General features: G+C 59.4%; 21 protein-coding genes and 2 pseudogenes. 4 read left to right on the forward strand and 19 right to left on the reverse strand.

The annotated features are described in order from the left end of the window. Positions 1 to 39 precede the first annotated feature (39 nt). The 13 genes and pseudogenes from purF to ACVWZ0_RS15615 all read right to left on the reverse strand — a co-directional run bounded on the left by purF (position 40) and on the right by ACVWZ0_RS15615 (position 13,237). Complete coding sequence (purF, locus tag ACVWZ0_RS15555; protein ID WP_125288272.1) at positions 40 to 1,557, reverse strand: amidophosphoribosyltransferase; 1,518 nt, start codon at positions 1,555 to 1,557, stop codon at positions 40 to 42. 36 nt (positions 1,558 to 1,593) lie between these two features. Next, entirely contained in the window at positions 1,594 to 2,079 is a 486-nt protein-coding gene (gene cvpA / locus ACVWZ0_RS15560; protein WP_125288273.1) for a colicin V production protein, read from the reverse strand. A 337-nt stretch (positions 2,080 to 2,416) separates the two neighbouring features. Further along, positions 2,417 to 3,136 carry a cell division protein DedD gene (dedD, locus tag ACVWZ0_RS15565; protein ID WP_253459733.1) on the reverse strand — a complete coding sequence of 240 codons (720 nt, stop codon included), beginning with the start codon at positions 3,134 to 3,136 and terminating at the stop codon, positions 2,417 to 2,419. Then, the gene (gene folC / locus ACVWZ0_RS15570; protein WP_253459731.1) at positions 3,126 to 4,385 is read right to left on the reverse strand and encodes a bifunctional tetrahydrofolate synthase/dihydrofolate synthase; all 1,260 of its coding nucleotides are present in this window, start codon (positions 4,383 to 4,385) and stop codon (positions 3,126 to 3,128) included. The genes dedD and folC overlap by 11 nt, the downstream gene beginning before the upstream one ends. Positions 4,386 to 4,448: 63 nt before the next feature. Further along, positions 4,449 to 5,357, reverse strand: a complete 909-nt coding sequence (gene accD, locus ACVWZ0_RS15575) for an acetyl-CoA carboxylase, carboxyltransferase subunit beta (RefSeq protein WP_125288276.1) — start codon at positions 5,355 to 5,357, stop codon at positions 4,449 to 4,451. Positions 5,358 to 5,637: 280 nt separating this feature from the next. Beyond that, on the reverse strand, positions 5,638 to 6,300 hold the full coding sequence (locus ACVWZ0_RS15580) for a DedA family protein (RefSeq protein WP_125288277.1): 663 nt from the start codon (positions 6,298 to 6,300) through the stop codon (positions 5,638 to 5,640). 17 nt (positions 6,301 to 6,317) lie between these two features. Beyond that, positions 6,318 to 7,121, reverse strand: coding sequence for a tRNA pseudouridine(38-40) synthase TruA (gene truA / locus ACVWZ0_RS15585; RefSeq protein ID WP_253459728.1), 804 nt, complete (start codon positions 7,119 to 7,121; stop codon positions 6,318 to 6,320). Beyond that, entirely contained in the window at positions 7,121 to 8,131 is a 1,011-nt protein-coding gene (locus ACVWZ0_RS15590; protein WP_253459725.1) for an aspartate-semialdehyde dehydrogenase, read from the reverse strand. Before ACVWZ0_RS15590 ends, truA begins: the two co-directional genes overlap by 1 nt. 120 nt (positions 8,132 to 8,251) lie before the next feature. Continuing rightward, on the reverse strand, positions 8,252 to 9,388 hold the full coding sequence (gene pdxB / locus ACVWZ0_RS15595; protein WP_253459722.1) for a 4-phosphoerythronate dehydrogenase PdxB: 1,137 nt from the start codon (positions 9,386 to 9,388) through the stop codon (positions 8,252 to 8,254). 128 nt (positions 9,389 to 9,516) lie between these two features. Then, positions 9,517 to 9,603, reverse strand: a pseudogene (locus ACVWZ0_RS15600) (glutathione transferase); the annotation flags it as partial. Positions 9,604 to 9,609: 6 nt separating this feature from the next. Continuing rightward, positions 9,610 to 10,053 carry a hypothetical protein gene (locus tag ACVWZ0_RS15605; RefSeq protein WP_253459719.1) on the reverse strand — a complete coding sequence of 148 codons (444 nt, stop codon included), beginning with the start codon at positions 10,051 to 10,053 and terminating at the stop codon, positions 9,610 to 9,612. A gap of 80 nt (positions 10,054 to 10,133) precedes the next feature. After that, a complete protein-coding gene (gene hglS, locus ACVWZ0_RS15610; protein ID WP_253459717.1) occupies positions 10,134 to 11,462 on the reverse strand; it encodes a 2-oxoadipate dioxygenase/decarboxylase HglS in 1,329 nt (442 codons plus the stop codon). 350 nt (positions 11,463 to 11,812) lie between these two features. Beyond that, positions 11,813 to 13,237, reverse strand: a complete 1,425-nt coding sequence (locus ACVWZ0_RS15615; RefSeq protein ID WP_253459713.1) for an amino acid permease — start codon at positions 13,235 to 13,237, stop codon at positions 11,813 to 11,815. A gap of 303 nt (positions 13,238 to 13,540) precedes the next feature. Here ACVWZ0_RS15615 and ACVWZ0_RS15620 point away from each other — a divergent pair, with 303 nt between their 5' ends. Together ACVWZ0_RS15620 and flk are read left to right on the forward strand one after the other, a co-directional pair. Continuing rightward, a complete protein-coding gene (locus tag ACVWZ0_RS15620; RefSeq protein ID WP_253459710.1) occupies positions 13,541 to 14,443 on the forward strand; it encodes a DMT family transporter in 903 nt (300 codons plus the stop codon). 116 nt (positions 14,444 to 14,559) lie between these two features. After that, positions 14,560 to 15,579 (forward strand): flagella biosynthesis regulator Flk, encoded by a 1,020-nt coding sequence (gene flk / locus ACVWZ0_RS15625; protein WP_253459707.1) that lies wholly within the window; start codon positions 14,560 to 14,562, stop codon positions 15,577 to 15,579. Between the two features lie 2 nt (positions 15,580 to 15,581). Here the strand turns inward: flk and ACVWZ0_RS15630 are convergent, their stop codons facing one another. Continuing rightward, the gene (locus tag ACVWZ0_RS15630) at positions 15,582 to 16,031 is read right to left on the reverse strand and encodes a rhodanese-like domain-containing protein (RefSeq protein WP_253459705.1); all 450 of its coding nucleotides are present in this window, start codon (positions 16,029 to 16,031) and stop codon (positions 15,582 to 15,584) included. An 87-nt stretch (positions 16,032 to 16,118) separates the two neighbouring features. Here ACVWZ0_RS15630 and pdxR point away from each other — a divergent pair, with 87 nt between their 5' ends. After that, positions 16,119 to 17,555: a MocR-like pyridoxine biosynthesis transcription factor PdxR gene (gene pdxR / locus ACVWZ0_RS15635; RefSeq protein ID WP_253459702.1), complete on the forward strand. Its 1,437-nt coding sequence runs from the start codon at positions 16,119 to 16,121 to the stop codon at positions 17,553 to 17,555. Here the strand turns inward: pdxR and ACVWZ0_RS15640 are convergent. Next, positions 17,515 to 17,619: pseudogene (locus ACVWZ0_RS15640) on the reverse strand (hypothetical protein); the annotation flags it as partial. The gene pdxR and the pseudogene ACVWZ0_RS15640 sit on opposite strands and share 41 nt — an antisense overlap. A 231-nt stretch (positions 17,620 to 17,850) precedes the next feature. Next, a complete protein-coding gene (fabB, locus tag ACVWZ0_RS15645) occupies positions 17,851 to 19,071 on the reverse strand; it encodes a beta-ketoacyl-ACP synthase I (protein WP_253459699.1) in 1,221 nt (406 codons plus the stop codon). Positions 19,072 to 19,228: 157 nt separating this feature from the next. Between fabB and mnmC the strand changes: the two genes are divergently transcribed. Next, positions 19,229 to 21,238, forward strand: a complete 2,010-nt coding sequence (mnmC, locus tag ACVWZ0_RS15650; protein WP_253459696.1) for a bifunctional tRNA (5-methylaminomethyl-2-thiouridine)(34)-methyltransferase MnmD/FAD-dependent 5-carboxymethylaminomethyl-2-thiouridine(34) oxidoreductase MnmC — start codon at positions 19,229 to 19,231, stop codon at positions 21,236 to 21,238. A 165-nt stretch (positions 21,239 to 21,403) separates the two neighbouring features. On the opposite strand, the gene ACVWZ0_RS15655 is transcribed toward mnmC, so the two are convergent. Genes ACVWZ0_RS15655 through ACVWZ0_RS15665 form a run of 3 tightly spaced genes read right to left on the reverse strand, consistent with a single transcriptional unit; the run spans position 21,404 to position 23,106 of the window. Beyond that, entirely contained in the window at positions 21,404 to 21,685 is a 282-nt protein-coding gene (locus ACVWZ0_RS15655; RefSeq protein WP_125288295.1) for a YfcL family protein, read from the reverse strand. A gap of 24 nt (positions 21,686 to 21,709) precedes the next feature. Further along, positions 21,710 to 22,252 (reverse strand): elongation factor P hydroxylase, encoded by a 543-nt coding sequence (locus tag ACVWZ0_RS15660; RefSeq protein ID WP_253459693.1) that lies wholly within the window; start codon positions 22,250 to 22,252, stop codon positions 21,710 to 21,712. A gap of 50 nt (positions 22,253 to 22,302) precedes the next feature. Beyond that, positions 22,303 to 23,106 carry a sulfite exporter TauE/SafE family protein gene (locus tag ACVWZ0_RS15665; protein ID WP_253459691.1) on the reverse strand — a complete coding sequence of 268 codons (804 nt, stop codon included), beginning with the start codon at positions 23,104 to 23,106 and terminating at the stop codon, positions 22,303 to 22,305. Positions 23,107 to 23,108: the final 2 nt, after the last annotated feature.

Consider the following 23,108-nt stretch of genomic DNA (forward strand, 5'->3'; position numbering starts at 1 on the left):
TAGCTTCCGACCCATGATACCAGGAAAGCGGCGAGCGCATCAGCCCTCGTTGTGCATTTCCAGGTTTTCGACCTCGTTCTGGCGCGCCAGCGCTTTTGCGTCGTCGTTGCGCAGCGACTGGATATGCTCCAGATAGCGCTGATCGACATCTTTCGTCACGTAGACGCCGTTAAACACCGAACATTCAAACTGGGCAATATCCGGATTTTCTTCGCGCACCGCCTCAATCAGATCGTCCAGGTCCTGGAAAATCAGCGCGTCGGCTTTGATCAGCTTGCAGATCTCGTCCACTTCCCGCCCGTGCGCAATCAGCTCGGTCGCGCTTGGCATATCGATGCCGTAGACGTTCGGGAAGCGGATTTCCGGCGCGGCGGAAGCCAGATAGACTTTTTTCGCCCCGGCTTCGCGCGCCATTTCAATAATCTGTTCCGACGTGGTGCCGCGCACGATGGAATCGTCCACCAGCAGCACGTTCTTACCGCGAAATTCCGCGCGGTTGGCGTTCAGCTTGCGGCGCACCGCGCTGCGGCGCTGGTGCTGGCCCGGCATAATAAAGGTGCGGCCCACGTAGCGGTTTTTCACAAAACCCTGACGGTAAGGCTTGTCCAGAATGCGCGCCATTTCCAGCGCGATATCGCAGGAGGTTTCCGGGATCGGGATCACCACGTCAATATCCAGGTCTTCCCATTCGCGGGCGATCTTTTCGCCCAGCTTGGTGCCCATGCGCACGCGGGCGCTGTATACGGAAATTTTGTCCAGGAAGGAATCCGGGCGGGCAAAATAGACGTACTCGAACAGGCACGGGTTGCATTTGGGGTTTTCCGCGCATTGACGGGTGAACAGCTGCCCTTTCTCAGTGACGTAAACCGCTTCGCCCGGCGCCACGTCGCGCAGGAACTCAAAGCCCAGCGTATCCAGCGCCACGCTTTCGGAAGCCACCATATACTCGCTGCGGCCGTCCTTCATTGCGCGCTTGCCGATAACCAGCGGACGGATGCCGTTGGGATCGCGGAAGGCGACCAGGCCGTGGCCGATAATCATCGCTACGCAGGCATAAGCGCCGCGCACGTGCTGGTGCACCGCCGCCACCGCCGCGAAGATGTTCTCCGCTTCCAGCGGATAGTGCTGAAAACGATCCAGCTCGGTGGCGAAAATATTCAGCAGGATTTCCGAATCGGAAGTGGTGTTCACGTGACGGCGGCCGCTTTCAAACAGCTGCTTGCGCAGCTCGTGGGCGTTGGTCAGGTTACCGTTGTGCGCAAGCGTAATGCCGTAAGGCGAGTTAACGTAGAAGGGCTGCGCTTCAGAAGCGCTGGAGCTTCCGGCGGTCGGGTAGCGGACGTGGCCGATCCCCATATTGCCCTGCAAACGCTGCATATGGCGGGCTTCAAAAACATCGCTCACCAGGCCGTTTGCTTTACGCAGGCGGAAGCAGTTCAGGGCATCAATGGTAACGATGCCTGCGGCATCCTGGCCACGGTGCTGCAGCACCGTTAACGCATCATAAATCGACTGGTTGACCGGCATAAAACCGGCGATCCCGACAATACCGCACATGTGGTCATTTCCTCATAAGCCGCAACCCCGGCTCAATTACCGGGGTAAAAAACTCGACGTGCTTTTCAGGTAGTCAAAAAACCACCTGATTATATAGCTAAACTGGGGAATCAGCTGGGACTGCTGCCAGTCCGGGCTTTTGGAAAAGCCGGTGAAGGTATCAAGGAAAAACAGCATGGCCGACACAATCAGTACGCCGCGTAATGCCCCGAAACAGACTCCCAGCACCCTGTCGGTTCCCGACAGGCCGGTTTTTTCAACCAGCGAGCCAATCACATAGTTGACTATCGCGCCGACAATCAGCGTGGCGATAAACAATGCCGCGATGGCGATTCCATTTCGAACCAGTTCGTCTTCAAAACCTGTGAACCAGACAGCAAGGAAGGAGTAATAATGACTGGCGACAAAAAATGCGCAACCCCAGGTGACGAGCGAAAGTGCTTCCCGAACGAACCCGCGGATCAGGCTGACAAGAGCCGAAAAACCAATAACCGCAATAATGACGTAATCTATCCAGACCATGAACTCTTCCAGCGACTGTGCCTCTGATCAGGCTGCATCCCTCTGCTGTCTGCCGCGTCGGCACGGGCAGCACAGGGACACAACCTGAGTTCGGGGCGAATTCTAACAGAAAAAGAAAACGTTTGCGTAGCTTTTCCTTAACCGTCCTGATGAAAACCGGGCGTGAAAAAAACCAGCGCAAAACCTGCAGAGATAACGGGAAAACAGGCTGGCCGACTCGTCCCGGCAACTGTTTGATTTACTTTGTTTTACGGGCTGCCGCCTCGCCTGAAACGGCACAACGACAGCCCGATTTCAGCGCCTGAAAGGCGCCGTCTCTTGCTGCGATAGCAACAATCTAACGTGCGCTATAAGGCTTTACCACGCCGCTCAGTCCGGAGATGCCTTTCAGCTCGCCCACGGCGGCCTGCATCTTCGCTTTTGAAGCGTCCGGCCCGACATAAACGCGGGTAATCTGGCCCTGCACCGGCGTTGACGGCACCGTAAAGGCGCGATAGCCGGAAAGGCGCAGCGAGGCGACGATTTCGTTAACCTTAGCGGCGTTCTTCAGCGCCCCCAGCTGCACGACCCACGCCTGACCTGCCGGCGCGCTCTCCTGCTGTACGGGCTTCGGCTCCGGTTTCGGTTCCGGTTTGGTTTCCGGCTTCGCTACCGGCTTAGGTTCCGCCTTCGGCTTCTCTACGGGTTTTGGCTGCGCTTTGGGTTTTTCGACCGGTTTTTCCGTCACAACATGACTTACCGGCGGCGGCGACACCACGGTCGGCTGGTTGCCCGCCTGCGGCGCGGTAGAGCCGCTTTCAGCCTGCGAGGTATTTTCATTGGTCTGGCCCGCTATCGCTGTGCCCGCGCCTTCCGGCGGCTGGGCTGGCAGCGACTGCGTGACCGGCGGCACCATCTCCGTTTCCTGCTGATCGCCAGGCTTAGGCACCAGCGGGATCGCGGCGAACTCTTCTTTATAGTGCTTTTTCTTACCGTCCAGCAGGCCCGGCAGCACGATAACGCCCAGCGCCACGATGATCACCGTTCCGACCAAACGATTTTGAAACTTACTTGCCACTGCCACTCTCCGTTTCCATCGTTTCCATTACCTGCGCTACGGTGTGGAAAGAACCGCACACCAGCACGATATCCTGCGGCCCGGCCTGTCGCCGCGCCTGGTCAAACGCCGCCGCCACGCTGGCACAGGCCTGCGCGCCCGGCAAATGCGCCAGCAGCTGCTCCGCGCTTGCGCCTCGTGGCCCTGCCAGCGGCGCGCAGTACCAGTAGTCGACCTGCGGCGCCAGGCAGGCCAGCGTCCCGGCGATATCTTTGTCGTGCAGCATGCCGACCACCGCATGGACCTTTCCGGCTTTCGGCAGCTCGCCCAGGCGTTCGGCCAGGTAGCCAGCCGCATGAGGATTATGCGCGACATCCAGAATAATGCGCGGCGATTGTGCAACGGTCTGAAAACGACCGGGCAAAATCGCTTTGTCCAGCTCGTAAAGCGTGGCGTCATCAACTTTTAACGATGATGCGCGCAGCGCGGCCAGCGCGGTGGCGGCATTCGGCAGCGGCACCTGCGGCATCGGCAGGCCGTTCAGCGTGCCCCGCGCGTCGGTAAAGCTCCAGTCGTGCCCGCCAACGCGGTAAGACCAGTCGCGACCACGCTTCAATAACTGCGCGCCCAGCTCATCGGCCACTTCGCCAATGGTATGCGGCATATCAGGTTCGCCAACGATAGCAGGCTTGCCGCCACGAAAGACGCCCGCTTTTTCGCGGCCAATGCTTTCACGATCCGGGCCAAGCCAGTCGGTATGATCGAGCGCGATGCTGGTGATTACCGATACGTCGGCATCCACGATATTGGTCGCGTCCAGGCGGCCACCCAGCCCCACTTCCAGGATCACCACATCAAGCTGCGCACGCTTAAACAGCCAGAGCGCGGAAAGCGTACCGTACTCGAAATAGGTCAGCGAAGTGTCGCCGCGCCCTTTTTCAATATCGGCAAATGAGGCGGTATGCTCCGCTTCGGCCAGCTCAAGCCCCTGAATGCGCACGCGTTCGGTATAGCGCACCAGGTGCGGCGAGCTGTAGACGCCGACGCGATAGCCGGCGGCCATCAGCAGCGTTTCCAGCGTCCGGCAGGTGGTGCCTTTGCCGTTGGTGCCGGCGACGGTAAAAACAAACGGAGCAGGTTTAAGAAGGTCAAGCCGTGCGGCGACGCGCTGAACGCGCGCCAGCCCGAGTTCGATAGCCTGAGAATGCAGATTCTCAAGATAATGAAGCCACGTGGCCAGAGGCGACGTGGCTTGAGGAAGAGTATCCATGTATCCCGTTCACAAGTTACGGTTCATTGGTGAAAGGGCGACGCGCGCCCTTTCGGACATCGGTCAGGCTTCAGGGCTTTGCGGCGCCTCTTCCACCTCTGGCACGCGCTCTTCCTGCGGCGCCGGCAGATTCATCATCTTCGCCAGCACGGAGGCGAGCTTAAAGCGCATCACCGGACGGCGCACGATCATGTCGATAGCGCCCTTCTCGATTAAAAATTCGCTGCGCTGGAAGCCCGGCGGCAGTTTTTCACGCACGGTCTGTTCGATCACGCGTGGGCCGGCAAAGCCAATCAGCGCTTTAGGCTCGGCGATGTTCAGATCGCCCAGCATGGCGAAGCTGGCGGAAACGCCGCCCATGGTCGGATCGGTCAGCACGGAGATATAAGGCAGACCGCGCGCCTGCATTTTCGCCAGCGCGGCGCTGGTTTTCGCCATCTGCATCAGCGACATCAGCGCTTCCTGCATACGGGCGCCGCCGGAGGCGGAGAAGCAGATCAGCGGGCAGTTGTCTTCCAGCGCCTGCTCAACGGCACGCACAAAGCGAGCGCCAACCACGGAGCCCATCGAGCCGCCCATAAAGGAGAACTCAAACGCGGCCGTCACAACCGGCATGCCGTGCAGCGTGCCTTTCATCACAATCAGCGCGTCTTTCTCGCCGGTGTCTTTCTGCGCCGCGGCCAGACGATCCTTGTATTTTTTGGAATCCCGGAACTTGAGCACATCTTTCGGTTCCAGCTCGCTGCCCAGTTCGGTCATCGAACCTTCGTCCAGCAGGCTGTGCAGACGGTCACGTCCGTGCATACGCATATGGTGATCGCATTTCGGGCAAACTTCCAGATTGCGTTCCAGCTCGGCACGGTAGAGAACCTGGCCGCAGCTGTCGCATTTGGTCCAGACGCCTTCCGGAATGCTGGCTTTGCGCGATGGGGTGATTGTGCTCTTGTTGAGAATTCTTTCAATCCAGCTCATTGATGACCTGTTATGTTGTTTATTGTGCTAAATCAGATACTTAACACAGATTATCGCCTGAGAATTAGGCGGTATTACATCATAAAACCGTTTTGCGCGCTACCAATTCGTCAACGGCCCGCGTTTCCCTTTTGCGCCACCGCGCACGGGCGGGCCGGGCTGTTTATTTATCATGCCGCGAAGCGGTCAGCAACGACCATGAAAACGTATTTTATGAGCAAAAGCATCAGGAAGGAACTCGTCCGCCGCCGCTACCGGCGGACGGACGATAACAGAGAGGCTATTGCGGCTTCTGCTGACGCGCCGCGCGGCGATGACGTAACACTTCCACCACGCCTGGCAGAACCGAAACCAGAATAATAGCGACGATCAGATAGTGCAGATTTTGCTGGATAGCAGGCAGGTTGCCGAAGAAGTAGCCGGCATAAGAGAACAGCACCACCCAAAGAATACCGCCCGCCACGTTGAACAGCGCAAAATGGCGATAGGACATTTTGCCCATACCGGCGACGAACGGCGCAAAGGTGCGGACTATCGGCACAAAGCGCGCCAGGATAATCGTTTTGCCGCCGTGACGCTCATAGAACTGATGCGTTTTATCCAGGTAGCTGCGGCGGAAAACTTTTGAGTTCGGATTGCTGAACAGCTTATTGCCGAACAGGCGTCCGATGGTGTAATTCACCGCATCGCCGACAATCGCCGCCACGCAAAGCAGCAGCGCCATCACGTGCACGTTCAGCGCGCTGTCCGGGATAGCCGCCAGCGCACCCGCCACAAACAGCAGCGAATCGCCGGGCAGGAAAGGCGTCACCACCAGCCCCGTCTCGCAAAACAGAATCAAAAACAAAATGGCATAAATCCAGACGCCATACTGTGCAACCATCGCCTGCAGATGCACATCAATGTGCAAAATAAAGTCGATGACGGTGTGAATCACTTCCATACAGGTTCCTTAATGCGTTAATCCTCGAGGAATAGCGGCCCCATCGGCGGACGGGGTAAATCATAACGTTCCGGGTAATCGACCGCGACCAGATAAAGCCCTTCGGCCCGCGCCGTTGCCGCCGCCAGCGTGCGATCTTTCGCCGCCAGCAGCTCGGCCATCCAGCTTTCCTGCTGATTTCCACAGCCTATTTCCATCAGGCTACCGACAATGTTGCGCACCATATGGTGCACAAAAGCGTTGGCTTTGATATCCACCACCACGTAAGCCCCGTGACGGCTGACATTAAGGTGTATGACGTTGCGCCAGGGCGTGCGTGACTGGCACTGCACCGCGCGAAAAGAGGTAAAGTCGTTTTCGCCCAGCAGCGCCTGCCCTGCCCGCTGCATTTTTTCCACATCCAGCGGATGGTAAAAATGCGTTACGCCGCCGTGCAAAATCGCCGGACGCAGACGACGGTTATAGATGACGTAACGATAGCGCCGCGCCGTGGCGCTGAAGCGGGCGTGAAAATCGTCCGCAACCGGCTTCACCCAGCGCACGGCGATATCGTCCGGCAGGTTGGCGTTGACGCCCAGCGTCCAGGCGGCATCTTTACGCAGCGAGGTAGTTTCAAAATGCACCACCTGGCCAGTACCGTGCACGCCCGCATCGGTTCGGCCTGCGCAGAACACCACCACCGGATGATCGGCCACCTTAGAGAGCGCTTTTTCCAGCTTCTCCTGCACGCTTCTGACTTCCTGCTGCCGCTGCCAGCCGTAATAGCGGCTGCCGTCATACTCAATGCCCAGCGCCAGTTTGTACGTTTGCGGCGCCGACATTACCAGAAGTACTCCTGTACCAGTTTCTCAGCGGTTTTCACCGCCATCAGCGCGCCGCCAAAGCGTACGTTGTCCGCTACCGACCAGAATTGCAGCAGCTCCGGGATGCCGTAATCGTTGCGCACGCAGCCCAGGCTGAGCAGTGCGCTGCCCGATGCGTCGCCGACCTGCGTCGGATAGTCGTTTTCATCGGAAAGCGCGATATCTTCCGCCTGCATCAGCGCTTCGCGCGCCTCTTCCGCCGACATCGGGCGCAGGTTTTCCACGTGCACAATTTGCGCGTTGCCGTAAAAAACCGGCGCCTGAACGGTGGTGACCGAAATCGGCAGCCCTTCATCCTGCAGCACTTTACGCACCTGATCGATCAGGCGGCGCTCCTGCAGCACGCTGCCTTCGGCGTCCGGCAGCAGCGGCAGCATGTTGAAAGCCAGCTGGCGACCGAAGAAGTTCTCTTCCGCCGGCATCCCGTTCAGCAGCCGCGCGCTTTCGCCCGCCAGCGAGTCCACAGCGGCCTTGCCGTGTGCCGAAGCGGCAATCAGGCTGGTCACCTGCAAACGGCTCAGGCCCGCCTGATCCACCAGCGGTTTGATCGCGCAGAGCAGCTGGCTGGTGACGCTGTCGGCCACGCTGATGATATTGCGGTTGCGGTAGTCGGCCAGCACCTGCGGGTTCACGTCCGGCACCACCAGCGGCACGTCCGGCTCCAGCGCGAAAAGATCGCTGCTGTCGATCACCAGGCAGCCCGCGCTCGCGGCTTCTTCGGCATAGCGCGCCGAGGCTTCGCGACCGGCGGCGAAAAAGGCCAGCTGCACCTGCGACCAGTCGAACTCGCTGGCGTTGTTAACCAGCAGCGTTCTGCCTTCAAAACGCAGGTTTTCGCCCGCGCTGCGTTCGCTCGCCAGCAGATACAGCTCACCAACCGGGAACTGACGCTCGGCCAGTAATTCCAGTACTGCTCCCCCTACTGCGCCTGTCGCGCCCAGTAGCGCAATATTCCAGCCGTCAGACATGTTGGTTTACTCCAGATAATGTACATAAAAAACAGAGGGCGGTGACGACACCGCCCGACGATTCAGAATTGTTCGTAGCGGGCGTCGCGCCCTTACGTGGGGGCGCGCCGCCTGAAATTTTTAGCAATCGGCCTGCCAGTACGCGCTGAAACCCAGCGCCGACAGCAGCGTCGCGGTGCTTTCGCTATTGCACTGCACGCGCAGCGAAGACCATTCGCGACGTTCCAGATAATTTTTACGCAGGCGATCGAATTCACCCGGTACGGCCGCCACTTTTCGCAGCGGCGCGTCGTCGCGGCGCACATCATACACCAGATGCACCAGTCTTTTCAGCGTCGGCTGATCCAGTTCGCCGCGCAGCGTGATCTGACCAAACTCCGGCGCGGGCAGCAGGGTTTCCAGCGCCACCTGCTGCGGGTTGCCTAAAAACTGCGTCCAGGCTTCAAATACCTGGGTGGTGCCGCGCGCTTTCCCTTCCAGGGTGTAGCCCGCGATATGGGCGGTGGCGATATCCACTTTTTCCAGCAGCGGCAGGGAAAGCTCCGGCTCCGGCTCCCACACGTCCAGCACCACGCTGAGATCGCGGCGCGTTTCCAGCACCTTCAGCAGCGCCTGATTGTCCACTACCGGCCCACGGCAGGCGTTGATCAGAATAGCGTTGGGTTTCAGCGCCCGCAGCAGCGCCTCGTCGGCCAGATGCAGCGTTTTGTAGGCGCCCTGCTTAAACAGCGGCGTGTGGAAGGTCAGGATATCGGCTTCCGCCACCAGCTGTGAAAGCGGCAGGAAGTCCCCTTCGTCGCCTCGATCGGCACGCGGAGGATCGCAAAGCAAAGTGCGGATCCCCAGCGCGGCAAGACGAGCCTGCAGGCGCCCGCCGACGTTGCCGACGCCGACAATGCCGACGGTGCGATCTTTCAGCGCGAAGCCGTCGCGTTCCGCCAGCAACAGCAGCGCAGAGAAAACGTATTCCACCACGGCGATGGCGTTACAGCCCGGTGCCGCCGAAAAAGCGATCCCCTGTTGTTGCAGAAAAGCCTCATCAATATGATCGGTGCCTGCCGTGGCCGTGCCGACAAATTTTACCGGCTTGCCGTTTAACAGCTCCGCATTGACTTTGGTCACGGAGCGCACCATCAGGCCGTCAGCGTCATCCAGCTCGGCCTGCGGGACGGGACGGCCGGGAACGGCCACTACATCGCCCGTGCGGCTAAACAGTTCGCGCGCATAGGGCATGTTTTCATCAACGAGAATTTTCACAATCGGGGTTCCTGCTCGGTAACAGTGAGGGACGTTATTCTGCCATAAAGCCGGGAAAGGGATAAGCCCGTGGTGCGGCGAGCCAATAAGCCGCCCTATTTAAAGATCATTTTTGCATAAGGGTTTTTGCGACAGGCCGCCAGCCGCTGGTAAAATGCCAGGCTAACACGTAAGTCCGTAACGGCCAGCGTTAAATGATTGAGTCCTTGAAGCATTATCGGCTACTGATTGATGCGTGTAATCAGCACGCGGGTGTTGTGACAGGCTTTGTCCTGACACACTTCGCTAAACCACAGCTGGCCGCTGTCGCCCACCATTACGCCCTGATCCCTGGCGAACAGATCTTCATATTTCTGCGCGATAATGACGCGGCTTAAATCAGGCGTGAATACGCTGCCGTAGTGCTTCTTTAACATTGCCGCAGTGCGATAGGTTTTCGCTTTCCCTTTTAAACCGACCTCAAGCGGATAAGCAATCATCGTCGCCACTTTGGCTTTGTCTTTTGCCGCCACCGCCTGTTGCAGTTCGCCAAGAAAATCCTGGTATTTCTGATGGGAGCCAAACAGAACATCCAGACGCTGATCCACTTCCTGCGTGGTGGCTGCATAAACGTTCCCCATGCCGAGAAACAGGGATAGCAGCAGAATAGCCAGCCGGGTATACATAAAATTCTCCTTGAAAAGCGGCCTGTGCGCCGCGCTAACTTTAGGCTTAAGTCGGCAGCCACGTCAAAGACAGAGCGCGGTCAAGGGCGATCGAAAATGGCCGCCAGCGACGCCTCTTCCAGCTGTTGATACAGCGAAAACTCGTCGATAACCGCGCAGCCCAGCGCCTGCTCAAAGGCCAACTGATTGGGATGGCCCTTGCCCGCTGCTCCCCTTTCGCTGCCCAGGTTCGACTGGAAAATGCCCGCGGCGCTGACCGGCAGAAAATCTTCATAAACCACTGGCCTGGCCTCTATGGTGCCGTCGTCGATCAGGCTTTGCAGCTGCTCACGGCTGGCCTGCTCCGGCAGCGTCGCGCCCGCCGACAGCCGATAGCTAAAATAGCCCAGCTTCTGCCGACGCAGCTCGTGCATATCATCCGGGAAAGCGGCAAAGTTCGCGGCCAGCCCGGCGGCTTTATCCCCCGCCGTCGGCTGTTGCAAAAGCCGATCGTAAAGCGCACGGCCTGCGGGCGTCAGCGCCAGCCCGCGCTGCTCGATTTCACCAAAGCGCGCGGTGTGCCTGCCCTCGCTGTTGTCGGTAAAGGTGATTTTTTCGCTCAGCGCCTTAAAGCTGGTCTGACGCAGCAGAATGGGCACGCGACGCGGCGGCGGCCCTTCAATGCTCTCTTTCGGCACGATCTGATAAGCGGGCATCTGCCGCTGCACGGCGTCAATATCCAGCGTGCGCGGCGTAAGGTGGTTAATGTGCGGCCCTTTAAAAGAAACCACGTCCGCAATCAGGCGGTGCTGATCCAGCAGCGACTGATAAGTTGCCCCGTCCACCTGCGCTTCGCTGTGCCACTGAAAGGTTTTCAGCGCTTCGGCGACAAACTCATCCGCCTGTGCGGCGGTTAAGCCTTGCTGAGCATGGCCGATCTCAAGCAGTTCCAGCAGACGCGGCGTAAAGATATTCCGCTGGTCGAGGATCTGGCTCACCTTCTGCTTCAGTCCGTCATCATCGATCAGCTCCAGGCGCAGCAGCGAGGTAAACACGCGGAAAGGATTATATTGCAGCGAACGCGCGTCGACGGGGCGGAAAGCGGTAGCGTGCACCGGCACGCCTGCCGCAGAAAGATCGTAATAGCTGACCGGATACATGCCCATTACCGCAAACAGTCGGCGCATGGTCGCCAGCTCCTGCGCTTTGCCAAGGCGGATAGCGCCGTGCCGTTCAACGGCCAGCCGGTTCAGCTCCGGCGCGCTGTCGGCGTCCGCAAAGGTCTCGGGATGGGCCTGCAAATAGCGGGCGTTCACCTCTTTCACTAACTGCAACAGCGTGCGGTACTGCGGCACTTCCTGCTGGTACATCAGCGACATCGCTTTGGAAAAGGCGTCGCGGATCGCATCGGGCGAACTAAACCGGGTCATAGTCTGGCCTTATGATAGAGGGCGCCTAAACAGCGAAAACCTTTCTTCAAGCATAGCGCCCGGCGGCCGGTTATTCGCCCTGTTTTTCGCCTGTTTGCGCGGTGTGGCGACGGCCACTAACAAAGCCATTCGCAGGAATGGCTCAGACTGCTGACAAAGCCAGAGGGTTCGTACGGCCTGGATTTTTTGCCGCGAAACGGCAGCTTCACAGCAGCAGAGGCTGAACGGCCAGCCGTTCGCGCATGGATGCGCGAAACGAGCCCCCGTGGACGAGTTGTTCCGGCCTCCGCTGCTTTTCACCGGCCTGAACGCGACTTGATGACAGAGGATGATTTTGTCAGCAACCTCCGTTAACGCATCGTTTGCACCTCGCGAGGCTGCATTTTGCCGCTGCCGATTTTTTGCGTCTGCGCCGTGCGCCTGCGCGTGACAATAAAACTCAGCATCAGCACGATAGCGGCCACGGCGGCGGTCATCAGCGTTTCATAACGATAATCGGGCGAAATAAACATATAGCCCAATACCACCAGAATAATGCCGATGGTAAACAGCGTCAGCCACGGAAACAGCCACATCTTAAATTCCGGCGTCCGGCCGCTGCGTTCCAGCCTGCGGCGCATAATCAGCTGGGAAACGGCGATAACCAGATAGACCAGCAGCGCGATGGCGCCGGTGGTGGAAAGCAGAAAGTCGAAAACCCTGCCGGGAAAAGCGTAGTTAGCGAAACAGCCTGCAAAACCGGCCAGCGTTGAGCTGAGTACGGCAACGCGGGGCACGCCGCCGGCGGAAATTCGCGCGCCGGCCTGCGGCGCATCACCACGCTGCGCCAGCGAGTAAAACATGCGGGAGGCGGTATACAGCCCGGAGTTCATGCAGCTGCATACGGCGATAAACACTACCGAGCTGACCAGGATACCCGCGCCCGGCAGATGCAGCACGTTCAGCGCGTATTGAAAGGTTCCCTGTTCTTTCAGTTGTGGATCGTTCCAGGCGACCAGCGACACCACCAGGAAAATCGACAGCAGATAGAACAAGGCAATACGGTAAACCACCAGGTTAGTCGAGCGCCGGATCTGCTGCCCCGGATCCTTTGTCTCGGCGGCGGCAATGGTCACGATTTCCGCGCCAAAGAAGGAGAAGATGGTGATCAGCACGCCGGAAAGCACCGCGCCGCCGCCGTGTGGCATAAAGCCGCCGCTATCCCACAGGCGCGACACGCCGCTGACGTGTGCCAGAGGCCAGTAGCCCGCGACCGCCGCGATGCCCACCGCGATAAAAGCCAGGATAGCCACCACTTTAATCAGGGAAAACCAGAATTCAAACTCGCCGAAGTTTTTCACGTTGAAAAGATTGGTGCAGGTCAGCAGAGTCATAATAGAGAGTGTGTAAACCCAGGCGGGCACGGCGGGTAAAGCGGTATGAAGGATGTTCGCGCCGGCTATCGCCTCCACCGGGATCACCAGCACCCAGAACCACCAGTAGAGCCAGCCAATGGTAAAGCCTGCCCAGGGGCCAAGCGCCCGTGAAGCGTAGGTGGAAAAGGAGCCGGAGTCAGGCTGCATAACCGCCATTTCTCCCAGCATTCTCATCACCAGCAGCACCAAAAAACCCGTTAATATATAAGAAATTAAGATAGCCGGCCCTGCGGTGGCAATGGCGCTGGCAGAGCCGATAAACAGACCGGCGCCGATAATCCCGGCGATGGAAATCATGGTGACCTGGCGACTGGATAACCCATCGCCCAGCGTGGATGGCGGTTTTGCTGAATAACTCATCGTAATTCCTGCCTTAGCGTAGTGGACGTTAGCGCTTAGCTCGTGCAAATTCCTTTTTTCAGTTTCGCCGTCATAAAACTGTCATTTCCTGAATTAATTCTGAACGTTGCCGAAAAAGGAGTAAAAGGCTTCAGGCCGTTTTGCCATAGCCTTTTCTTATTTCCGCCTGGAGGGTTTTACGCAGTGACGCTTTACTATGCAGAGAAGAGGCAGGAGAAAAATCAGGCAGCGGTAATAAAGGTTATTTATTTGTAGCCGCAGACGGGTACACTCTCGGCTCTTATTACTGATTCAGGCTCGACAATGAATTTTCTTTATCCTTTGATGGCGGTGTTGATCTGGTCGTTTAACGCCATCGTCAGCAAAGTCTCGGCGAACGTTATCGATCCTGCCGCTATTTCCTTTTATCGCTGGCTGATAGCGCTGGTGGCGCTGACGCCCTTCGTGCTGCCTGCGGTATGGCGCAACCGGACGCAGGTCAGGCAGCAGTGGTGGCGGCTGCTGACGCTGGGTCTGCTCGGCATGGTGCTTTATCAAAGCCTTGCCTACTATGCCGCGCACAGCGTCAGCGCGCTTTCGATGGGTATTCTGGTTTCGCTGATCCCTCTGCTGACCGTGCTGATCAGCATTGTGCTGCTGAAAGTGGCGCCCACGCTGGGCATTCTTATCGGCAGCGTGCTCTCTTTTGGTGGGCTGGTGTGGCTGATTAGCCAGGGCAGTCCCGAACGGCTGCTGACGCAGGGCATGGGCACGGGCGAGCTGATGCTGTTTGCCGCTTCCACCTCTTACGCGCTGTATGGCGTGCTGACCCGTCGCTGGGCGATCCCGCTGCCAAACTGGCAAAGCCTGTACGTGCAAATTGTGTTTGGCGTCATACTGCTGCTGCCGGGCTTTTTACTGGCAAAAGACGTGGCGCTGAACGCGCATAACCTGCCGCTGGTGCTGTTTGCCGCGCTTCCGGCTTCTATTCTTGCGCCGTTTTTATGGATCCAGGGCGTGATGCGCATGGGTGCCAGCACCGCCTCGATTTTTATGAATCTGACGCCTGTCTTTACAGCAGTTATCGCCGTGCTTTTTCTGCATGAAAAGCTGCACAGCTATCACTTTATCGGCGGCGGCGTCACGTTATGCGGCGTGATCCTGGCGCAGCGGCTGCGTACGCCGCTGCGGATCGGCAAAACAGCGCGCGCGACGGCGGATCCCTGAAAAATAATCCGCCGCGCGGCGCGCCGCTACTACCTATCGCGTAACGGGATTGTTATCATAGCCAATCCCCCTTTTTTCCGGCGCTTTCCGGACAGTGTTGAGTTAAGGATTTTGCCATGCAACCTCTTAATGGCCCAGGCGCGCCATTACCCGGCGAACGAGCGACGGTCGCTGATACCGGCCGAACCGGACCGGGCGATCAGCCGCTGACCCCTGCTCAGCGCACCACGCTGGAAAGGCTGATTGTCAAAATCATGTCGCTCAGTTCGCTAAAGGCCCCGGAGCTATGGGCCGGACTGCGTCATGAAGTGGGCGTGAAGAACGATGCCGGTCTGCTGGCGCGTCATTTTCCGGCGGCGGAGCAGTTTCTTAATACGCGGCTTGCGCAGGTGCAGAACACGCACGCCACCCGACAGCTGTTTCAGCAGCTGAGCGATTTGCTGCCTGCGGGCAATAATCGCCAGGCGGTAAGCGATTTTATCCGGCAGCAGTTTGGTCATACGGTGCTCAGCTCGCTGAATCCCGATCAGCTGCGCCAGGTGCTGACCATGCTGCAAAACGGCCAGATGGCGATCCCGCAGCCGCAGCAGAACCGCGTCACCGATCGCTCGCTGCTGCCGGCGGAGCACCACGCGCTCAATCAGCAGGTCGCTCGCCTGGCTGCCGTTACCGGCGAACAGCCGGTGAAGCTGTGGACTTCCGTGCTGAAGGTGGTCAACCTGCACAGCGGCGATCCCATTCCTTCACGCCTGTTCCCGCTGCTGACCCAGTATCTTCAGGTTAGCCAGACGCTGAGCCAGCAGCCTGCCCCGACGCTGCATACGCTTCTCGCCTCGCTGAAGGTGCCTTCCGATCATGCAGAGCAGCGCATGCTGGAGGAGGCCAGCCAGCAGCGCTTCCAGCTGCCGCCGCAGGCGATCCTTACCGCAGCCCAGGCGCAGGATTTGATGAATCTGCTGTTTGCGCGGCGGGCCGAACGGCTGAAGGAGATGCCGCTGGCCGACAGCGAGATCCATCCGCAGCCGATTATTTCCGGCTACGTGCCGCCGGTGCTAAGGCCGCTGGCGACGCGTCCGGCCGTAACAGCTTTTGCCGCGCTGGTGCTGTTTATTTTTCTGCTGTGGCTGTTCCTTTAGGCTTAACAGCCGCACGCCTGTAAATCCTGTTGCGGCCAGCTGCCCGCTTCTTCTCCTTGCGCGACCGGATGACGGTCGCGCAGCCAGAAATCCAGCCCGCCAATCAGCTCTTTAACCCGCAGTCCCGCCGAGGCCAGTTTCCATGCGCCTTTGGTCGAGCCGTTGCAGCCAATGCCGTCACAGTAGGTCACGTAAACTTTGCTGCCGTCCAGCGCCGCCAGCGTTTCTGCGCTCATGGTGCGGTGAGGAAAGCTTATCGCGCCGGGAATATGCGCGGTCTGATACTGCTCTGCCGCACGGGTATCGATCACCACGATATCGGTAATGCCGTTGGCGAGATCCTGCGCCAGATCCCAGGCATCGCTGTAGTAAGCCAGCTTTTCGCGTAGCCATGCTTCGCTGCGTGCGGCGTCAGGCGGTGGAAATTGTAAAACGGCGGACAGGGTCATCATGTGTACTCCTTTGCTTAAGGTCTGCCTGATGATAGGGTAAAACGGCCTTAAAAAGGATACCCATTTTAATCAGGTGATAAGACCATTATGCCGCTGACCAACGTGCCCTTAATCCAGCTGTTCGCCTCGCAGCAGGCCCGCACCCGACGGGACAGGCTATGCGCCGCCTTGCGTCAGCTCATCACCGATGGCACGCTGCGGCAAGGCGAGCGGCTACCCTCTTCCCGGCTGCTTGCCGTCGATCTGTCGCTGTCCCGAGTGACGGTGGAAGCGGCCTATGCGCAGCTGGAAAGCGAAGGCTGCCTGCTGCGGCACAGCGGCAAAGGCACTTTCGTCGCCGCCGATCTGCCGGTGCCGCGACGCCCCACGCCAGCGTCATCGACAGCGGCTCCCGCGCTCTCGTCACGCGGCAGCAACATTGTCGCCTCTGGCGGCTGCGACGATCCGCTTTTTCCCCTGGCTTTTGCCGCCGGTTCGCCGGATCTGCGGGCTTTTCCTCACGCTATCTGGCGGCGGCTGGTGGCGCAGCGGCTGCGCCATACGCCGGAAAAAATGATGGACTATGGCGCGCCACAGGGGCTGGCTGAACTGCGTGAAGCGGTGGCGCGTTATCTTGCCCAGGCGCGCGGCGTGCGCTGCGATGCCGGGCAAATTATCATCCTGACCAGCTCTCAGCAGGCGTTGCAGATGCTGGCGATGCTGCTGTGCGATCCGGGCGATGCCGTCTGGCTGGAAGAGCCGGGCTATCGCGGCGCTTATCATGCTTTCAACAGCGCGGGCGCGACCATCGGCACGCTGGAGCTGGACGACGAGGGCGCAAAAATACCCGACCGGCCGGCGGCGAAGCTGATCTACCTGACCCCATCCCATCAGTATCCCACCGGCGCGACCATGAGCCTGACGCGTCGTCTGGCCTGGCTGGCGTACGCGCGCGCCCACGGTAGCTGGCTGATTGAGGATGACTACGACAGCGAATTTTATTACGGCGCACAGCCTGCGCCCGCGCTTCAGGGGCTGGATAAGGCCGGGCGCGTGCTCTACCTCGGCACCTTTTCCAAAACGCTGTTCCCTTCCCTGCGGCTGGCTTATCTGGCGGTGCCGCCCGCGCTGGTTGACGCCTGCTGCCGGATGCGCAGCGTGATGGACGGACACAGCGCGCAGCTGATGCAGGCGGTGACGGCGGATTTTCTCGATCGCGGCCATTTTCAGGCGCATCTGCGGCTGATGCGCAAACTTTACGGCAGCCGCCGCGAACTGCTGCTGACAGAGCTGGCGACAAAGCTGGGAGACAGGCTGCATCCGCTGAGCCACCAGCATGGGCTACAGCTGACGGCCACGCTGCCGGACGGCGGCGAAAAAAAATTAACGCGTCAGGCTTTGCAGGCAGGCCTGGTGCTGCCGCGCCTGTCGCCCCTGTATCAGGGAGATGCGCAGCAGGAAGGCTGGCTGCTGGGTTTTTCCGCCCTGGCGCCAGCAGAGATTGTCAGCGCGGTGGAAAAGCTGGCCCGTGTTTTTGCAGGCTAACGGCTTCCGCTTTCTCACGCGTTTTCTGACTGACGCGGCCTTCGCCATTCAGCCCGCGCGAAACGGTGGATGTCCCTGCGCCCTCAGCCGGGCGATATGCCTGATGATCATCCGGCTACAACGCTTCTGTGATTACGGCGGAGTGGGAAGGTTAACGTATTTGACGCTAACGCCTGGCCTTACGGCATGGCTGCTAACCTTTGTCTCTGGCGAGGCTTATCTTATACATCGGCATACTGCGGCCATAAAAAAAGGATGCCCTTGCGGAGCATCCTTTTATGAAATTGCTTACTGATTACAGCTTGCGCATCACCAGCGTGGCGTTGGTGCCGCCGAAGCCGAAGCTGTTGGACATCACGGTAGTCAGCTGCTGCTCGGTTGGTTTGGTCACGATGTTCAGACCTTCCGCCGCCGCATCCAGCTCTTCAATGTTGATGCTTGGCGCGATAAAGCCGTGCTCCAGCATCAGCAGCGAGTAAATAGCTTCCTGCACGCCCGCCGCACCCAGAGAGTGGCCGGTCATGGCTTTGGTGGCCGACATCGCCGGCGTGTTGTCGCCGAAGACTTCGCGGATGGCGCCCAGCTCTTTCACATCGCCTACCGGCGTAGAGGTGCCGTGCGTGTTCAGATAGTCAATCGGCGTATCCAGGCCGTGCATAGCCAGACGCATACAGCGTGCTGCGCCCTCGCCTGATGGCGCTACCATGTCTGCGCCGTCGGAGGTGGCGCCGTAGCCAACCACTTCTGCGTAGATGTGCGCGCCGCGAGCCAGCGCGTGCTCCAGCTCTTCCACAACAACCATGCCGCCGCCGCCTGCGATAACAAAGCCGTCGCGGCTGTTGTCATAGGTACGGGACGCTTTTTCCGGCGTTTCGTTATATTTGGTGGACAGCGCACCCATCGCATCGAACTCGCAGGACATTTCCCAGCACAGCTCTTCGCCGCCGCCTGCAAATACCACATCCTGTTTGCCCAGCTGGATCTGCTCAACGGCGTTGCCGATGCAGTGTGCCGAGGTCGCGCAGGCGGAGCTGATGGAGTAGTTTACGCCGTGGATTTTGAACGGGGTCGCCAGGCAAGCGGAAACGCCGGACGCCATCGCTTTGGTCACCATATAAGGGCCGACGCCGCGCAGGCCTTTGGCGCGCATTCCGTCAACGCTGGCTACCTGGTTGATCGGCGAGCCGCCGCCGGAACCGGCCACCAGACCCACGCGCGGGTTGTTCTGGTATTGTTCAACGGTCAAACCGGAATCTTTTACCGCTTCCAGCATAGAAATATAGGCATAAATGGACGCATCACTCATAAAACGCAGGGTTTTGCGATCGATGAGGCTGGAGATTTCGTCTTTATCGAGTTTGACGTTGCCCCAGACGTGACTACGCATACCGGAATCTTTCAGCTCCTGAGAGAAGGTAATGCCGGAGCGGCCTTCACGCAGGGATGCAAGGACTTCCTGTTGGTTATTACCAATGCTGGAAACGATACCCAGGCCAGTAATCACTGCACGTTTCATTCAATACCTCGTTAACTACTTATATTAGGATTCGACACGCACTTTAGCGTACAGTTGTAAGCCGAACAAGTCCAACCAGCGCCTGATTTTTGTAAATTTGCGTAGGCGTACCCCCAGAGTTACAATCGCCGCACCGCGAGATAACTGAGCTTTTGCCGTGAACAGCGCCCCAATAGAGTATGCAGAACTAAGCTGGAATGAACAGGGTACACCTGTATCCCGAACCTTTGGCGACGTCTATTTTTCCGACGCAAACGGCCTGGAGGAAACGCGTCACGTGTTTCTTGGCGGCAACGGCTTGCCCGACCGTTTTGCGCACCATTCTCGCGACCTGTTTATCACGGCGGAAACCGGTTTTGGCACCGGCCTGAATTTTTTAACGCTCTGGCAGGCTTTCGAGCGCTTTTGCGCCGAGCAGCCGCAGGCTCGTTTGCAGCGCCTGCACTTTATCAGCTGTGAAAAGTATCCGCTCAGCGTCAACGATCTCGCCAGCGCGCATCAAAGCTGGCCTGAACTGGCAGCATACGCGCGCGCGCTGCGCGAACAGTGGCCAGCCGCCCTGCCCGGCTGTCACCGGCTGCTGCTGGCCGAGGGTCGCGTCACGCTCGATCTCTGGTTCGGCGATATTAACCAGCTGATCCCGACCTTCGATGACAGCCTCAATCATCAGGTCGACGCCTGGTTTCTGGATGGCTTTGCGCCGTCGAAAAATCCTGACATGTGGACGCCGGCACTGTTCGCCTGCATGGCGAAAATGGCGCGTCCCGGCGGCACGCTGGCCACCTTTACCTCGGCAGGCTTTGTGCGGCGCGGATTGCAGGAGGCGGGTTTTACCGTCGGCAAGCGTAAAGGCTTTGGCCCCAAACGGGAAATGCTGGCGGGCGTGCTGGAGAACGCTATCGACGCGCCAGCCGAAGCGCCGTGGTATCACCGTCCGGCGGCGGAAGGCGACGACATTGCGGTAATCGGCGGCGGCGTGGCCAGCGCGCTGCTGGCGCTGGCGCTGCTGCGTCGCGGTAAAAAAGTCACGCTCTACAGCGCCGACGGCGAACCGGCCCGGGGCGCTTCCGGCAACCGCCAGGGCGCGCTTTATCCGCTGCTGAACCATCACGATCCGGCGCTGGCGCGCTTTTTTCCGGCCGCATTTACCTTTGCCCGTCGTGTTTACGATAGCCTGCCGGTCGCGTTCGATCACGAGTGGTGTGGCGTTACCCAGCTGGGCTGGGATGAAAAAAGCGCGGACAAAATCACTAAAATGCTGACCATGCAGCTGCCGGAAACCATCGCTCGCGGTGTGGACAGGCAGGAAGCCGAAGCGCTGTGCGGGGTGGAAACCGGCTTTGGCGGCATTACCTATCCGGCTGGCGGCTGGCTCTCACCCGCCCAGCTGACGCCTGCGCTGTTTGCGCTGGCGCAGCAGCAGGGGCTGATTACGCGCTGGCATCACAGGCTGACCGCACTGACCGCAACACCGACGGGCTGGCAGCTCGATTTTGCCGATCGGCCCGCGCAGACTCACCGCAACGTGGTGCTGGCGACCGGCCACGCGCTGACCGCGCTGCCGCAGAGTGAAAAGCTGCCCGCCTATGCCGTCAGCGGCCAGGTCAGCCATATCCCGACTACGCCCGCGCTGGGCCAGCTTAAACAGGTTTTATGCTACGACGGCTATCTGACGCCGGTTAATCCGCATAATCAGCAGCACTGTATCGGCGCAAGCTATCATCGCGCCGACAGCGCTACCGCCTATCGCGAAGAAGATCAGCAGGAAAACCGCGAGCGGCTGCTCCGCTGTCTGCCGGAGGCGGAATGGCCTCGCGAAGTGGACGTTAGCGCAGGCAGCGCCCGCAACGGCGTGCGCTGCGCCACCCGCGATCATCTGCCGATGATTGGCCCGCTGCCGGACTATCAGCAAACGCTGGCGCAATACGCAGATCTGGCGCAAAACAAAGCCACGGCGCAGCCGGCGCCCCTCTGGCGCGGCCTGTTTGTGTTGGGCGCGTTAGGCTCCAGGGGATTATGCAGCGCGCCGCTGGCGGCAGAAGCGCTGGCGGCGGAGCTGTGCGGCGAACCGATCCCGCTGGACAGGCAGACGCTGGCGGCCACCCATCCTAATCGCTACTGGGTGCGCAAGCTGCTGAAAGGTAAAGCGGTGAAGGCGGCAGGCTAAAAGCCGCTGCCGCCCCGGAGGGCAGACAGGAAACCGGAGACGTCGCGTAGAGCAGACAGGAAATTGGGGATGCCGCCCAGGGCAGACTGGAAACCGGAGACGCCGGACGCATCAGGCCGCTAAAATCACGGCGGCCTTGCTTGTTGCCGACGGCGCCGTCAGGGATCAGGAGGGATGGCGCGCCTGCAGGAACAAATTATCCCACATGCCCAGCACCAGCGCCTGGTCGCGCGGCGAAAGCTCTCCGGCGTGGATCGCCGTCTCCAGGCTGTTCAGCACCTGGATTTGCAGCGCTTCCGGCGTGTGCTCGCCCGACTGCTCAATTTCGGCCACGGCCAGCGTCAGATGCCCGCGCAGATAGCCGCTGGCGAACAGCTCGTCATCGCTGGCGCTCTCCACCATGTTATCGATCAGGGCCAGGATACGCGCTTCAAATTCATCAATCATACAATTCCTTATTTACCATGCTGGTCAGAGATCTTCCGGCCAGGGAAACTGCGCTGCGGTCAGCGGCGGCGTTGAGTAGTAGCGACCCAGTTCGGTGATAAAACGGGCTGGCCGTGACGGAATTCCCTTTTCCAGATGAGCCATTACCTGCGCGTGTACCTTGCGCTGGAACGCAATGCGGTCCGGCTCGAAATCGCCATTGAGATTGTCACAACTTACGTTGAAGGGAAAGCCCGCCGCTACACAAAACAGCCATTCCAGCGCCTGCGGCCTGACCTCCACCGCTTCAAACTGGCCTTGCGTCATGGCGTCGCGGCCGTCGGGACAATACCAGTAGCCGAAATCCACCAGCTTGCGCCGCTCGGCTCCGGCGATACACCAGTGGGAGATTTCATGCAGCGCGCTGGCGTAATAGCCGTGGGCGAACACCACGCGGTGATAGCTGACTTCCTCATCGGCGGGCAGGTAGATGGGTTCGTCATCGCCCTTCACCAGGCGGGTCTGAAAATCGTCAAAAAAACAGCGGTCGAAAATCTCGATCAGCTGCGAATAGTCGTGAGTACGCATTGTTCTCTTCTGCAAAAATTTCACGTCTTGTGACGCGTCAACATTAAGATTCAGCTAAACAGATGGTGAAACCAGGCGGCGATCTCTGCGCCGTGGCTGTCATAGAGCAGCTTCCCGCTCATGACAATGGAAACGGTGACCACCATCGGGCGGATCAGCTGCTGTCCCCGGCTCAGCACCAGCCGTGCGCCGAGCCGTGCGCCGCAAATGGCGCCGAGCAGCATAATCAGGCCGGTGCCCCACACCACTTTGCCGCCGAAAATAAAAAACAGCAGGCCGCCCAGGTTAGAGGTCAAATTCAGCACCTTGGCGTGCGCGGTAGATTTCGCCAGGTTGAAACCGCAAAGCGTGACGAAGGCCAACGCATAGAAGGAGCCAGCGCCCGGCCCGAAAAAGCCGTCATAAAAGCCGACGCAGCCGCCCGCCACCAGCGCAAATGGCAGGCCGTGCAGGCGACGATGGCGATCTTCTTCGCCGATCTTAGGCATCAGCAGAAAATAGAGGCCGATCGAGATAATCAGCAGCGGCAGCACCTGACGCAGCAGCCCCGGCTGAATGTGTTGGATCAGCATTGCGCCGAGAATCGAGCCGATAAACGCCATCAGGATATTCAGCCGCTGCGCTTTAAGATCCACCGCCTTGCGCCGAATAAAATAGAGGCTGGCGGAAAAAGAGCCGCCGACGGACTGAAGCTTGTTGGTCGCCAGCGCCTGCGCCGGAGAAAGCCCGGCCGCCAGCAGCGCCGGTACGGTCAGCAGCCCGCCGCCGCCGGCGATAGAATCGATAAAAGCGGCCAGCACGGCGATGCAAAACAGTAGCCCAAGCAGCAGCGGGCTGACGGCAAACCATTCCATTT

The organism is Erwinia sp. TECH1 (assembly GCF_054057575.1).

Excerpts from the sequence above, each read along its gene's own strand:
- purF (WP_125288272.1), bottom strand. The coding sequence starts at position 1,557 with ATGTGCGGTATTGTCGGGATCGCCGGTTTTATGCCGGTCAACCAGTCG.
- cvpA (WP_125288273.1), bottom strand. The coding sequence starts at position 2,079 with ATGGTCTGGATAGATTACGTCATTATTGCGGTTATTGGTTTTTCGGCT.
- folC (WP_253459731.1), bottom strand. The coding sequence starts at position 4,385 with ATGGATACTCTTCCTCAAGCCACGTCGCCTCTGGCCACGTGGCTTCAT.
- accD (WP_125288276.1), bottom strand. The coding sequence starts at position 5,357 with ATGAGCTGGATTGAAAGAATTCTCAACAAGAGCACAATCACCCCATCG.
- ACVWZ0_RS15580 (WP_125288277.1), bottom strand. The coding sequence starts at position 6,300 with ATGGAAGTGATTCACACCGTCATCGACTTTATTTTGCACATTGATGTG.
- truA (WP_253459728.1), bottom strand. The coding sequence starts at position 7,121 with ATGTCGGCGCCGCAAACGTACAAACTGGCGCTGGGCATTGAGTATGAC.
- ACVWZ0_RS15590 (WP_253459725.1), bottom strand. The coding sequence starts at position 8,131 with ATGTCTGACGGCTGGAATATTGCGCTACTGGGCGCGACAGGCGCAGTA.
- ACVWZ0_RS15605 (WP_253459719.1), bottom strand. The coding sequence starts at position 10,053 with ATGTATACCCGGCTGGCTATTCTGCTGCTATCCCTGTTTCTCGGCATG.
- hglS (WP_253459717.1), bottom strand. The coding sequence starts at position 11,462 with ATGACCCGGTTTAGTTCGCCCGATGCGATCCGCGACGCCTTTTCCAAA.
- ACVWZ0_RS15615 (WP_253459713.1), bottom strand. The coding sequence starts at position 13,237 with ATGAGTTATTCAGCAAAACCGCCATCCACGCTGGGCGATGGGTTATCC.
- ACVWZ0_RS15620 (WP_253459710.1), top strand. The coding sequence starts at position 13,541 with ATGAATTTTCTTTATCCTTTGATGGCGGTGTTGATCTGGTCGTTTAAC.
- flk (WP_253459707.1), top strand. The coding sequence starts at position 14,560 with ATGCAACCTCTTAATGGCCCAGGCGCGCCATTACCCGGCGAACGAGCG.
- ACVWZ0_RS15630 (WP_253459705.1), bottom strand. The coding sequence starts at position 16,031 with ATGATGACCCTGTCCGCCGTTTTACAATTTCCACCGCCTGACGCCGCA.
- pdxR (WP_253459702.1), top strand. The coding sequence starts at position 16,119 with ATGCCGCTGACCAACGTGCCCTTAATCCAGCTGTTCGCCTCGCAGCAG.
- fabB (WP_253459699.1), bottom strand. The coding sequence starts at position 19,071 with ATGAAACGTGCAGTGATTACTGGCCTGGGTATCGTTTCCAGCATTGGT.
- ACVWZ0_RS15655 (WP_125288295.1), bottom strand. The coding sequence starts at position 21,685 with ATGATTGATGAATTTGAAGCGCGTATCCTGGCCCTGATCGATAACATG.
- ACVWZ0_RS15660 (WP_253459693.1), bottom strand. The coding sequence starts at position 22,252 with ATGCGTACTCACGACTATTCGCAGCTGATCGAGATTTTCGACCGCTGT.
- ACVWZ0_RS15665 (WP_253459691.1), bottom strand. The coding sequence starts at position 23,106 with ATGGAATGGTTTGCCGTCAGCCCGCTGCTGCTTGGGCTACTGTTTTGC.